11 protein-coding genes are annotated in these 12,335 nt (G+C 67.8%); 9 read left to right on the forward strand and 2 right to left on the reverse strand.

Features of this window, described 5'->3' with window-relative positions:
- Positions 1 to 166: 166 nt before the first annotated feature.
- The 6 genes from eccD to J7E87_RS21410 all read left to right on the forward strand — a co-directional run bounded on the left by eccD (position 167) and on the right by J7E87_RS21410 (position 7,240).
- Entirely contained in the window at positions 167 to 1,666 is a 1,500-nt protein-coding gene (gene eccD, locus J7E87_RS21385) for a type VII secretion integral membrane protein EccD (protein ID WP_215096096.1), read from the forward strand.
- Positions 1,667 to 1,832: 166 nt separating this feature from the next.
- Positions 1,833 to 2,123, forward strand: a complete 291-nt coding sequence (gene rpsO, locus J7E87_RS21390; RefSeq protein WP_215096097.1) for a 30S ribosomal protein S15 — start codon at positions 1,833 to 1,835, stop codon at positions 2,121 to 2,123.
- Between the two features lie 282 nt (positions 2,124 to 2,405).
- Positions 2,406 to 4,622 carry a polyribonucleotide nucleotidyltransferase gene (locus tag J7E87_RS21395; RefSeq protein ID WP_215096098.1) on the forward strand — a complete coding sequence of 739 codons (2,217 nt, stop codon included), beginning with the start codon at positions 2,406 to 2,408 and terminating at the stop codon, positions 4,620 to 4,622.
- Positions 4,619 to 5,998 (forward strand): pitrilysin family protein, encoded by a 1,380-nt coding sequence (locus J7E87_RS21400; RefSeq protein ID WP_215096099.1) that lies wholly within the window; start codon positions 4,619 to 4,621, stop codon positions 5,996 to 5,998. Before J7E87_RS21395 ends, J7E87_RS21400 begins: the two co-directional genes overlap by 4 nt.
- A 31-nt stretch (positions 5,999 to 6,029) precedes the next feature.
- Positions 6,030 to 6,782 carry a 4-hydroxy-tetrahydrodipicolinate reductase gene (gene dapB, locus J7E87_RS21405; protein ID WP_215096100.1) on the forward strand — a complete coding sequence of 251 codons (753 nt, stop codon included), beginning with the start codon at positions 6,030 to 6,032 and terminating at the stop codon, positions 6,780 to 6,782.
- A 5-nt stretch (positions 6,783 to 6,787) separates the two neighbouring features.
- Complete coding sequence (locus J7E87_RS21410) at positions 6,788 to 7,240, forward strand: hypothetical protein (RefSeq protein WP_215096101.1); 453 nt, start codon at positions 6,788 to 6,790, stop codon at positions 7,238 to 7,240.
- Here J7E87_RS21410 and J7E87_RS21415 read toward each other — a convergent pair.
- Both J7E87_RS21415 and J7E87_RS21420 read right to left on the reverse strand, forming a co-directional pair.
- Positions 7,237 to 7,785, reverse strand: a complete 549-nt coding sequence (locus tag J7E87_RS21415) for a hypothetical protein (protein ID WP_215096102.1) — start codon at positions 7,783 to 7,785, stop codon at positions 7,237 to 7,239. The genes J7E87_RS21410 and J7E87_RS21415 overlap by 4 nt on opposite strands.
- A 97-nt stretch (positions 7,786 to 7,882) precedes the next feature.
- A complete protein-coding gene (locus J7E87_RS21420) occupies positions 7,883 to 8,122 on the reverse strand; it encodes a hypothetical protein (protein WP_215096103.1) in 240 nt (79 codons plus the stop codon).
- Positions 8,123 to 8,305: 183 nt separating this feature from the next.
- On the opposite strand from J7E87_RS21420, the gene thyX reads away from it, so the two are divergent.
- The 3 genes from thyX to J7E87_RS21435 all read left to right on the forward strand — a co-directional run bounded on the left by thyX (position 8,306) and on the right by J7E87_RS21435 (position 12,045).
- A complete protein-coding gene (gene thyX, locus J7E87_RS21425; RefSeq protein WP_215096104.1) occupies positions 8,306 to 9,046 on the forward strand; it encodes an FAD-dependent thymidylate synthase in 741 nt (246 codons plus the stop codon).
- 255 nt (positions 9,047 to 9,301) lie between these two features.
- Positions 9,302 to 10,201, forward strand: a complete 900-nt coding sequence (dapA, locus tag J7E87_RS21430; protein WP_215096105.1) for a 4-hydroxy-tetrahydrodipicolinate synthase — start codon at positions 9,302 to 9,304, stop codon at positions 10,199 to 10,201.
- Positions 10,202 to 10,359: 158 nt separating this feature from the next.
- On the forward strand, positions 10,360 to 12,045 hold the full coding sequence (locus tag J7E87_RS21435) for a ribonuclease J (protein ID WP_215096106.1): 1,686 nt from the start codon (positions 10,360 to 10,362) through the stop codon (positions 12,043 to 12,045).
- The last annotated feature ends 290 nt before the right edge of the window (positions 12,046 to 12,335 follow it).

Below are 12,335 nucleotides of genomic sequence, written 5' to 3' on the forward strand. Positions count from 1 at the left end.
TTCCATCCGCGGGGAGGGATCCTACTTGCGTGGCCGGTGAACGGTTGGCGGTAGGGTGGCGCGACGCGTTTGCTCGCCAGTGAACTACCGCAAAAAAAGGGGTCATTCGGGGAGCAAAGCGAGTCTCACGATCCATGAGAACCACGAGGGGAAGCAGCACGTGAGTATGACGGCCCCAGCGGCGGCCACCGGAACCGGTCACCCGGCTCCCGGAGCTCCGTCCAGCGGCGGAACCGGTTTCTGCCGAGTCACGGTCGTCGCGCCGGACGGTCGCGTCGACGTGGCACTGCCCGAAGACATCCCGGTCGCCGATCTCCACCCGGAGATCCTCCGTCTGTCCGGACAGAGCCCGGCGGAGGGTGCCCCGGTCGGGTACCACCTGGTGCGTCGCGACGGAACCGTGCTCGACAGCGCGCGCTCCCTGGCGGCCCAGCGCATCCTCGACGGCGAGCTTCTGTCGCTGCGGCCCTTCGCCGAATCTCTGCCCCCGGCGGTCTTCGACGACGTCTCCGATGCCGTGGCGTCCGCCGTCGCACGCGATCGCACGCTCTGGAACGACAGCCTGATGCGCGGCGCCGGGCTCTTCGGTGGGTCCGTCCTGCTCGTACTGCTCGCCTTCGTGCTGTGGACCGCCGACCCCCGGCACGATATGCACGGTCTGCCGGGCATCCTGGCCACCGTCACCGGAGTACTGCTGCTCGCGCTCGCCGGCGTACGTGCACGGGTGTACGACGACCGAGCCTCCTCCGTCGCCCTGGGCATCGGCTCAATGGCCAACGCCGCTGTCGCCGGTGCCGGACTGCTGCCGCTGGGGGACGGGCAGGGCATCGGCAAGCTGCAGTTCCTGCTCGCCTGTGCTGCCGTGCTGGTCGCTTCGGTGATCCTGATGATCGTCGCCCCTGGCGGAGACGGGCCTTTCGTCGCATTCGTCTTCGCCGCCGCCGTCGGCCTGCTGGTGACCTTCGCCGCGATCACGACCAGGATGGAGCCGGCTGAGACCGCCGCGGTGTGCGCCTCCCTCGCCGTGGGAGCTCTTGCCTTCCTGCCCGGTCTCTCCACGCGTTTCGCCCGCCTCCCCATCGGATTCGAGCCCCCCCGTACGGCCGTCGGCGACTACGGAACCGACCCCGTGCCCCAGGGGCCGGTCGATGCCGAACGCATCGCGGCGATGGCCCGGCGCGGCCACGAGCTGCTGGTCGGCCTGGTCGGCGGCTGTGCGCTGGTGGCTGTGGGTGCCGCAGCGGTGCTCGGCTTCTCCGGCAACGTGTGGGGCCAGCTGCTCGCCCTCGCCACCGGCATCGCCATGCTGATGCGCGCGCACCTGTTCCGCTATACGGCACAGGTCGGCTGCGCCCTGGCAGCGGGCCTCGGCGCACTGACGCTGCTCGGTCTCGGGCTGTGCCTGAATCCGCCGAGGGGGCTGATGATCGATGCCCTGAAGGGCGATGGCGCGGCGCTCGACATCCGTACGGTCTGGCTCACCGCCGCGGTCGCCGCGGTCGCCGCGATGATCACCGCCATCGGGCTGATCGTGCCGCGCAAGGGCGTCACGCCCTTCTGGGGCCGCTCTCTGGAGATCGCGGAAGCTTTTGTGCTGCTGACGCTTGTACCGCTGTGCCTCGCGGTCTTCGACGTCTACCACTCCATCCGTGCGATGACCTCCTGACACACTGGTACGCTGTGTGACGGCCGTTTGTGTACGCGACCTCCGGAGTCCTGACAGGGCTCTGCGGTCTGCGCTCATCGGACCTTCGCCTCCGAGTCACGGAAGCTCCCCTGAGATCAAGACCAGGGGCACTCGTGGGCGCATCGAACACCAAGAGGAGTACCGAGTGTCTCTCGACGCCGCTACGAAGAAGCAGATCATGTCCGAGTTCGGCACCAAGGAGGGCGACACCGGCTCCCCCGAGGTGCAGGTCGCGATGCTCTCCCGCCGTATCTCGGACCTGACCGAGCACCTCAAGACGCACAAGCACGACCACCACTCCCGCCGTGGTCTGCTGATCCTGGTGGGCCAGCGTCGCCGTCTGCTGCAGTACCTGGCCAAGAAGGACATCCAGCGCTTCCGCGCGCTGGTCGACCGCCTCGGCATCCGCCGTGGCGCGGCCGGCGGCGCCAAGTAAGACGTCGTGGTAGGGAGCGGTTCCCACTCATAGGGGGCCGCTCCCTTTGCTGTACGTGCGCGACGTACCGGACGGCAATTAGTCTGGTCGCACAACGCAATACCAGAACACCGCAAGACCGAACGAGCGAGAAGCCGCCTCCCCGCCGCCGGTCCTCGGTAGTGGCCCCCGGAGAACCACACCCCGGGTGCTTCGATCGAAGACCGGCCCGCAGAACGAGGGCTTCTCGGCCACCGTCCCCCGCCACACGGGCGAGGGGACGAAGACGAGGAGAAAACGCTAGTGGAGAACGAGACCCACTACGCCGAGGCCGTTATTGACAACGGATCCTTCGGCACCCGCACCATCCGCTTCGAGACGGGCCGACTGGCCCGTCAGGCCGCCGGCTCCGCCGTCGCCTACCTGGACGACGAGACCATGGTCCTGTCGGCCACCACCGCTTCCAAGAAGCCCAAGGACCAGCTCGACTTCTTCCCCCTGACGGTGGACGTCGAGGAGCGGATGTACGCAGCCGGCAAGATTCCCGGCTCCTTTTTCCGTCGTGAGGGCCGGCCCTCCGAGGACGCGATCCTCACCTGCCGCCTGATCGACCGCCCGCTGCGCCCGTCCTTCAAGAAGGGCCTGCGCAATGAGATCCAGGTCGTCGAGACGATCATGGCGCTCAACCCCGACCACCTGTACGACGTGGTCGCGATCAACGCCGCCTCCTGCTCCACGCAGCTGGCCGGCCTGCCCTTCTCCGGCCCGATCGGCGGCACCCGTGTCGCCCTGATCAAGGGCCAGTGGGTCGCCTTCCCGACGCACACCGAGCTCGAGGACGCCGTCTTCGACATGGTGGTCGCCGGTCGCGTCCTGGAGGACGGTGACGTCGCGATCATGATGGTCGAGGCCGAGGCCACCACGAAGACCATCGAGCTCGTCAAGGGCGGCGCCGAGGCGCCGACCGAGGAGATCGTGGCCGCGGGTCTCGAGGCCGCGAAGCCCTTCATCAAGGCCCTGTGCAAGGCGCAGTCGGACCTCGCCGCCAAGGCCGCCAAGCCGACCGGCGAGTTCCCGACCTTCCTCGACTACGAGGACGACGTCCTCGAGGCGCTGACCGCCGCGGTCAAGAGCGAGCTCGCCCAGGCGCTCACGATCGCGGGCAAGCAGGAGCGCGAGGCCGAGCTGGACCGCGTCAAGGAGATCGCCGCTGAGAAGCTGCTCCCGCAGTTCGAGGGCCGCGAGAAGGAGATCTCCGGTGCCTACCGCGCGCTGACCAAGAAGCTGGTCCGCGAGCGCGTCATCAAGGACAAGGTCCGTATCGACGGCCGTGGCGTCACGGACATCCGTACGCTCGCCGCCGAGGTCGAGGCCATCCCGCGCGTGCACGGCTCGGCGCTGTTCGAGCGTGGTGAGACCCAGATCCTGGGCGTCACCACCCTCAACATGCTCCGTATGGAGCAGCAGCTGGACACCCTCTCCCCGGTGACCCGCAGGCGCTACATGCACAACTACAACTTCCCGCCGTACTCCGTCGGTGAGACCGGCCGCGTCGGTTCGCCGAAGCGCCGCGAGATCGGCCACGGTGCGCTCGCCGAGCGCGCCATCGTGCCGGTGCTGCCGACGCGCGAGGAGTTCCCGTACGCCATCCGCCAGGTCTCCGAGGCGCTGGGCTCCAACGGCTCGACGTCCATGGGCTCGGTCTGCGCCTCCAGCATGTCGCTGCTGAACGCCGGTGTGCCGCTCAAGGCCTCCGTCGCCGGTATCGCCATGGGCCTGATCTCCGAGGAGATCGAGGGCGAGACCCACTACGTCACCCTCACCGACATCCTCGGTGCGGAGGACGCCTTCGGTGACATGGACTTCAAGGTCGCCGGTACGAAGGACTTCGTCACCGCGCTTCAGCTCGACACCAAGCTCGACGGCATCCCCGCCTCGGTCCTGGCCGCCGCGCTGAAGCAGGCCCGCGACGCCCGCCTCCACATCCTCGATGTGATGAACGAGGCCATCGACGTCCCGGACGAGATGTCCCCCAACGCCCCGCGGATCATCACGGTCAAGATCCCGGTGGACAAGATCGGTGAGGTCATCGGCCCCAAGGGCAAGATGATCAACCAGATCCAGGAGGACACCGGCGCCGACATCACGATCGAGGACGACGGCACCATCTACATCGGTGCCCAGCAGGGCTCGCAGGCCGAGGCCGCCCGTGCCACGATCAACGCGATCGCCAACCCGACCATGCCGGAGGTCGGCGAGCGCTACCTGGGTACGGTCGTCAAGACCACCACCTTCGGTGCGTTCGTCTCCCTCATGCCGGGCAAGGACGGCCTGCTGCACATCTCGCAGATCCGCAAGCTCGCCGGTGGCAAGCGTGTGGAGAATGTCGAGGACGTGGTCGCGGTCGGCTCCAAGGTCCAGGTCGAGATCGCCGAGATCGACTCCCGCGGCAAGCTCTCCCTGATCCCCGTGATCGAGGGCGAGGACGCCGAAGACAAGAAGGACGACACCGACAAGTGACGTCGCGTAGTTCCCGTGTGACGGCCCGCACCTCCTCGGAGGCGCGGGCCGTCGCCCGTACCCAAACGCTCCTCAAGGGCGAGCACGGCATCGGCACGGTTCGCCGCACCGTCCTGCCCGGCGGCCTCCGCGTCGTCACCGAGACCCTGCCGTCCGTACGCTCCGCCACCTTCGGAATCTGGGCGAACGTCGGCTCCCGCGACGAGACGCCGTCCCTGAACGGCGCCACGCACTACCTCGAGCACCTCCTGTTCAAGGGCACGCACAAGCGCTCCGCCCTCGACATCTCCTCCGCCCTCGACGCCGTCGGCGGCGAGATGAACGCCTTCACGGCGAAGGAGTACACCTGCTACTACGCGCGGGTGCTCGACACCGACCTGCCGCTCGCCATCGACGTGGTCTGCGACATGCTCACCGGCTCGCTGATCCTGCAAGAGGACGTCGACGCCGAGCGCGGCGTCATCCTCGAAGAGATCGCGATGACCGAGGACGACCCGGGCGACTGTGTGCACGATCTGTTCGCGCACACCATGCTCGGAGACACCCCCCTCGGCCGCCCGGTACTCGGCACCGTCGACACCGTCAACGCGCTGACCGCAGAGCGCATCCGCCGCTTCTACAAGAAGCACTACGACCCGACGCATCTGGTCGTCGCCGCGGCGGGCAACGTCGATCACGCCACGGTCGTACGCCAGGTCCGCAAGGCCTTCGAGAAGGCCGGCGCCCTGTCCCGTACGGACGCGGCCCCGACACCTCCCCGCGACGGCTCGCGCAGCATCCGCACCGCCGGCCGCGTCGAGCTGCTGAACCGCAAGACCGAGCAGGCCCATGTCGTCCTCGGCACGCCAGGACTGGCCCGCACCGACGAGCGCCGCTGGGCGCTCGGCGTGCTCAACACCGCCCTCGGCGGAGGCATGTCGTCGCGCCTTTTCCAGGAGGTACGGGAGAAGCGGGGCCTTGCCTACAGCGTGTACTCGTACACCTCGGGCTTCGCCGACACCGGCCTCTTCGGCGTCTACGCGGGCTGCCGCCCCAGCCAGGTCCACGACGTCCTGAAGATCTGCCGCGACGAGCTCGACCGGGTCGCCTCGGACGGTCTGCCGGACGAGGAGATCGGCCGCGCAGTGGGCCAGCTGTCCGGCTCGACCGTGCTGGGCCTGGAGGACACCGGCGCGCTGATGAACCGGATCGGCAAGAGCGAACTGTGCTGGGGCGAGCAGATGTCGGTCGACGACATGCTCGCGCGGATAGCCGCCGTCACCCCCGACGAGGTACGCGCGGTGGCGGCCGAGGTGCTCGGACACCGCCCCTCGCTGTCGGTGATCGGCCCGCTCAAGGACAAACAGGCGGACCGTCTCCACGAAGCGGTCTCCTAGAAGCGGGCCCCCAACCCTTAAGGAAAGAGCAATGAGCAAGCTGCGCGTGGCCGTTCTCGGCGCCAACGGCCGTATCGGCTCGGAAGCGGTACGAGCCGTCGAGGCCGCCGACGACATGGAACTGGTCGCCGCCCTCGGCCGGGGCGACAAGCTGGAAGCCCTGGTGGAGTCCGACGCACAGGTCGTGGTCGAACTGACCACCCCGGCCTCGGTGATGGGGAATCTCGACTTCTGCGTACGCCACGGCATTCACGCGGTCGTCGGCACCACCGGCTGGACCGACGAACGCCTCGCGCAGCTGAACACCTCGCTCGCCGCATCGCCGCAGACCGGTGTGCTCATCGCGCCGAACTTCTCCATCGGCGCGGTCCTCACCATGAAGTTCGCGCAGCAGGCGGCGCGCTACTTCGAGTCCGTCGAGGTGGTGGAACTGCACCACCCGAACAAGGCCGACGCGCCCTCCGGCACCGCCACCCGCACCGCCCAGCTCATCGCGGCGGCCCGCGCGGAGGCGGGCTGCGCCCCCCAGCCCGACGCCACCGTCACCGCCCTGGACGGCGCCCGCGGCGCCGACGTGGACGGTGTCCCGGTGCACGCCATCCGTCTGCGTGGCCTGCTCGCCCACCAGGAAGTCCTGCTCGGCGGCGAGGGCGAGACGCTCACGATCCGGCACGACTCCCTGCATCACAGCAGCTTCATGCCGGGCATTCTGCTCGGCGTCCGCCGCGTGGTGTCCACCCCAGGCCTCACCTTCGGCCTGGAACACTTCCTGGACCTGGGCTGACGGCCATGGGCGGAAAGATCACGTACTTCTTCCTCGCCACCGTGCTGGTCATTGTCTTCGGCGTGGTGGCGCTGGAGGGTGTGCTCCTCATGCTGACCGGTGAGCCGGCCGCGATGGGGATGGGCGCGGTGGCCTTCCTGCTGCCGGGTGTCGGCGTCTGGTTCCTCTGGTACAACACGCGATTCGCGCGCAATGCCCATCGGCTGGCCCGCGAGCTGGAGGCCGAAGACGGCCTGCCCGCCGAGGAGTCGAGGCGTACGGCCGGCGGCCGCATCGATCGCGACGCGGCCGACGAGATCTTCGCCATGCGTCGTGCGGAGACCGAGGATTCACCGGACGACTGGCGCTGCTGGTTCCGTCTTGCCGTCGCCTACCACGACGCCCGGGACACCCCGCGCGCCCGCAAGGCGATGCAGCGGGCGATCGCCCTGCACGACGGCAGGCCGGCCCCGGCCTAGGCGGCCCGGTACTCCGAGCCCCAGGCCTCGACGGTGTCCGCGGCCCGGTCGAAGGCCTCGGGACGCGACAGGAAGTCCGCGTTGTGATCGGTCAGCAGCGGCAGCGGCTCACCGCTCTGCCGTACGAGGACGAGCGCTTGCCCCTGCACCGTCCGCGGCAGCCCGAGCCAGCGGACCGGCTGCTGAACGGTGCGTACCGCGGCGGCGTGGTTCCACGACACAGTGGTGGTCGAGAAGAAGCTCACGCGGCGCACTCCGTGCCTACTGACCCAGGCGCCCGCGCGCAGCATCCGCAGCGCCGCGATGATCAGTACGAGACCCAGCCCCAGGCAGAGACCCGCGCCCGGCAGCGCACCGGCGAACGCGATGATCATCGCCGCGATGAGTACGAACGACGCGAGCAGCAGCAGCAACGCCGCCCCGGCGACGCGCCAGGGCCCCGGCCGGTACGGACGCCGCCAGTGGTCGTGGTCGTCGAAGGGCAGCGCGACGTCGTCAGCGTTCGTGCCAAATGCACGGTCGGCCGTCAGAAAAGGCAGGGGCACGACTGATCCTCACTCACCAGCACACTCGGTTGGGCTGTGCCGGTGAGGCTACCGAGGAGGTCACTGACCGACCACCCCAGGGGGCCGTACGAGTCAGTCAGCGCCCGTCGGACGCCTCGGACTGCTGCGAATGCCCCGTAGCCTGGCCGGAATCCAGCGCGGGAAGCCCGAAAAGCAGGGAGCCGGCCAGTCCGAAGACGATGGTCAGCCCGACCAGCGTGCGGCCCGCGAGCTCGGAGACGCTCAGCCGTTCGCGCGGCGGCTGATCGACGTTGCTGCGGAAGCGGTCGGCCTCGGCGACGAATGCGAACGGGACGGCCTCTCCCCGGCGGAACATCAGGGACTCTCCTTGAAATCTGGGGGTTGGAATCTTGTGACAGGACACTTCTACTGGTAGTGACGTCAAAAACCGTCATTTGGTGCCCGAGTTATCAGAAATGTTCAAAGGGGGCCGAGACACTGCCGAGGCCTCCCCTCGTTAAAGTGGGCGCCGCCGAAGCGTTGACCGGAAGGACCCCTGGTGCCCGACACCCCCATCGACACAGCCACGCCGAGCTTCCGCAGCGATGTCACCGTCGAGCTGGTGAAACACACCGCCGGCGACTCCGACGTGCTGTGGGCCGCCCGAGTCTCCACGGCGGGTGAGCAGTCTCTGGAGGAGCTCCAGAAGGACCCCGAGCGCTCCAAGGGGCTCATCAACTACCTGATGCGCGACCGCCACGGCAGCCCCTTCGAGCACAACTCGATGACCTTCTTCATCAGCGCCCCGATCTTCGTCTTCCGCGAGTTCATGCGGCACCGCGTCGGCTGGTCCTACAACGAGGAGTCCGGCCGCTACCGCGAGCTGCAGCCGGTCTTCTACGTCCCGGGCCAGGACCGCAAGCTGGTCCAGGAGGGCCGCCCCGGCAAGTACGTCTTCATCGACGGATCCCCGGAGCAGCACAAGGTCGTCTCGGAGGCGATGGTGGACTCGTACCGCCGCTCGTACGAGACGTACCAGGAGATGCTGGCCGAGGGTGTCGCCCGCGAGATCGCCCGTGCCGTTCTCCCGGTCGGTCTGTTCTCGTCCATGTACGCGACCTGCAACGCCCGTTCGCTGATGCACTTCCTCGGTCTGCGTACCCAGCACGAGCTGGCGACGGTGCCGTCGTTCCCGCAACGGGAGATCGAAATGGTCGGCGAGAAGATGGAGCAGCACTGGGCGAACCTCATGCCGCTTACGTACGCCGCCTTCAATGCGAACGGCCGCGTCGCTCCGTAGGGCGCCCGCAGAGCAGCCTCGGTGCTCCCGTAGGGCGGCCTCGGACGCCCGCGGAGCACCCACGGAGCACAGGTGTACGGATGAGCCTGGCGAAGTGTCCGCATTGCGGTATTTCATGAAGTTCATCTAGGCTGATCAAACGGACCCGGCACTGCTTGAACCCCCGAGCAGGCAGTGCCGGGCTCCTATTGCCAACTTGTACATCACGTCCCCCGAGGGGACACTGCGTACTGAGCAGCGAGTAGCGTGTTACCCATGGCTCCGATCTCCACTCCGCAGACCCCCTTCGGGCGGGTCCTCACCGCCATGGTCACGCCCTTCACCGCGGACGGCGCACTTGACCTCGCAGGTGCCCAGCGCCTGGCCGCCCATCTGGTGGACGCAGGCAACGACGGCCTGATCATCAACGGCACCACGGGTGAGTCGCCGACCACCAGCGACGCGGAGAAAGACCAGCTTGTACGGGCTGTACTGGAAGCGGTCGGAGACCGGGCACATGTCGTCGCCGGTATCGGCACCAATGACACGCGCCACAGCATCGAGCTCGCTCGCAGCGCCGAGCGCGCCGGGGCACACGGCCTGCTCGCTGTGACGCCGTACTACAACAAGCCCCCGCAGGAGGGCCTGTACCGTCACTTCTCGGCCATCGCCGACGCGACGGAACTGCCCGTGATGCTCTACGACATCCCTGGCCGCAGCGGCGTCCCGATCGACACCGAGACGCTCGTACGCCTCGCCGACCACCCGCGCATAGTGGCCAACAAGGACGCCAAGGGCGACCTCGGCCGCGCCAGCTGGGCCATCGCGCGCAGCGGTCTCGCCTGGTACTCCGGCGACGACATGCTCAACCTCCCGCTGCTCTCGGTCGGCGCCGTCGGCTTCGTTTCGGTCGTCGGCCATGTCGTCACCCCCGAGCTCCGCGCCCTCCTGGACGCCCACCTCACCGGTGACGTCCAGAAGGCCACCGAGATCCACCAGCAGCTGCTCCCGGTCTTCACCGGCATGTTCCGAACGCAGGGTGTCATCACCACCAAGGCGGCCCTTGCCCTCCAGGGCCACCCGGCCGGACCGCTCCGGCTCCCCCTGGTGGAGCTCTCCCCGGCGGAAACCGCGCAGCTCAAGATCGACCTCTTGGCCGGCGGGGTAGAGCTCTGAACTGCCCGAACTGCTGGAACGGCTTCACGTACGGACTTCACAACTGAATACCCGAAGAAATCCGGCCAAAATGGCCGAACAATACACCAGTAAGTGCATGAATGTCATGTATGCCACGTGCCGCAGCGGTACGTGGCGTGCGTGGTGAGGAGAGTCTTTTGAGTCATCCGCATCCTGAACTCGGCGCCCCGCCGGAGATCCCCAAGGGCGGCCTGCGCGTTACCCCACTCGGCGGTCTCGGCGAGATCGGCCGAAACATGACGGTCTTCGAGTACGACGGCCGGCTGCTCATCGTCGACTGCGGCGTCCTCTTCCCTGAGGAGGAGCAGCCCGGCATCGACCTGATCCTGCCGGACTTCACCACCATCCGGGACCGTCTCGACGACGTCGACGGCATCGTGCTCACGCACGGCCACGAGGACCACATCGGCGCCGTCCCGTATCTGCTCCGGCTGAAGCAGGACATCCCGCTGATCGGCTCCAAGCTGACCCTCGCCCTGATCGAGGCAAAGCTCCAGGAGCACCGGATCCGCCCGTACACCCTCGAAGTCACCGAGGGCCACCGCGAGCGCATCGGCCCCTTCGACTGCGAGTTCATCGCGGTCAACCACTCCATCCCGGACGCCCTGGCGGTCGCCATCCGCACACCGGCGGGCATGGTGGTCCACACCGGCGACTTCAAGATGGACCAGCTCCCGCTGGACGGCCGCCTGACCGACCTGCACGCATTCGCGCGCCTCAGTGAGGAGGGCATCGACCTCCTGCTGTCGGACTCGACGAACGCCGAGGTCCCGGGCTTCGTCCCGCCGGAGCGCGACATCTCGAACGTGCTGCGCCAGGTCTTCGCGAGCGCCCAGAAGCGCGTCATCGTGGCGAGTTTCGCCAGCCACGTGCACCGCATCCAGCAGGTCCTCGACGCCGCTCACGAAAACGGCCGCCGCGTGGCTTTCGTCGGCCGCTCGATGGTCCGCAACATGGGCATCGCCCGCGACCTCGGCTATCTGCGGGTGCCGGCCGGTCTGGTCGTGGACGTCAAGACCCTCGACGACCTCCCGGACAGCGAGGTCGTGCTGGTCTGCACGGGATCCCAGGGCGAGCCGATGGCCGCGCTCTCCCGGATGGCCAACCGCGACCACCAGATCCGCATCGTCCCGGGCGACACGGTGATCCTGGCCTCGTCCCTCATCCCGGGCAACGAGAACGCGGTCTACCGCGTGATCAACGGCCTGACCAGGTGGGGTGCGAACGTCGTCCACAAGGGCAATGCCAAGGTGCATGTCTCGGGCCACGCCTCGGCCGGCGAGCTCTTGTACTTCTACAACATCTGCAAGCCGAAGAACCTGATGCCGGTACACGGCGAATGGCGCCATCTGCGCGCCAACGCCGAGCTCGGTGCCCTGACGGGTGTCCCGAAGGACCGCATCGTCATCGCCGAGGACGGCGTCGTCGTCGACCTCGTCGATGGCAAGGCCAAGATCGTCGGCAAGGTGCAGGCGGGCTATGTGTACGTCGACGGTCTCTCGGTCGGCGATGTCACCGAGACCTCTCTCAAGGACCGCCGCATCCTCGGCGACGAGGGCATCATCTCGGTCTTCGTGGTCGTGGACAGCACCACCGGCAAGATCACCGGCGGTCCGCACATCCATGCCCGCGGCTCCGGCATCGAGGACTCGGCCCTCATTGCCGTCGTCCCGAAGATCGAGGAAGCCCTGAACAAGTCCGCCCAGGACGGCGTGGTGGAACCCCACCAACTCCAGCAGTTGATCCGCCGCTCGATGGGCAAGTGGGTCTCGGACACCTACCGCCGACGCCCGATGATCCTTCCCGTCGTCGTCGAGGTCTGACGTCGTCGACCTGGAGCGGGGCCCTCGATTTGCGTCGGGGCGCCCCGCTCCAGTAAGTTTACGGCTCCGCCTGAACGGGATCCCGGCGTACTTGTGCGCCCGGAAGTACCCCGAACGGGGCGGGAATTCCGACTCAGAATCTCTGATAAAGTCGGGTCAGCCGAAAGGCAAAGGCCACTCCAATCGGCCACTGGATTCGAATTCCTCACCGGAAACGGAAATGGAAAAAGAGTCTGGTAGGGTTGGAAACGTAAGACCGAAGGGAAGTGCCCGGAGGAAAGCCCGAGAGG

The organism is Streptomyces sp. ISL-1, assembly GCF_018614585.1.
Taxonomy (GTDB): Bacteria; Actinomycetota; Actinomycetes; order Streptomycetales; family Streptomycetaceae; genus Streptomyces; species Streptomyces maoxianensis.

Excerpts from the sequence above, each read along its gene's own strand:
- J7E87_RS21420 (WP_215096103.1), bottom strand. The coding sequence starts at position 8,122 with ATGTTCCGCCGGGGAGAGGCCGTCCCGTTCGCATTCGTCGCCGAGGCC.
- dapA (WP_215096105.1), top strand. The coding sequence starts at position 9,302 with ATGGCTCCGATCTCCACTCCGCAGACCCCCTTCGGGCGGGTCCTCACC.
- eccD (WP_215096096.1), top strand. The coding sequence starts at position 167 with ATGACGGCCCCAGCGGCGGCCACCGGAACCGGTCACCCGGCTCCCGGA.
- J7E87_RS21410 (WP_215096101.1), top strand. The coding sequence starts at position 6,788 with ATGGGCGGAAAGATCACGTACTTCTTCCTCGCCACCGTGCTGGTCATT.
- dapB (WP_215096100.1), top strand. The coding sequence starts at position 6,030 with ATGAGCAAGCTGCGCGTGGCCGTTCTCGGCGCCAACGGCCGTATCGGC.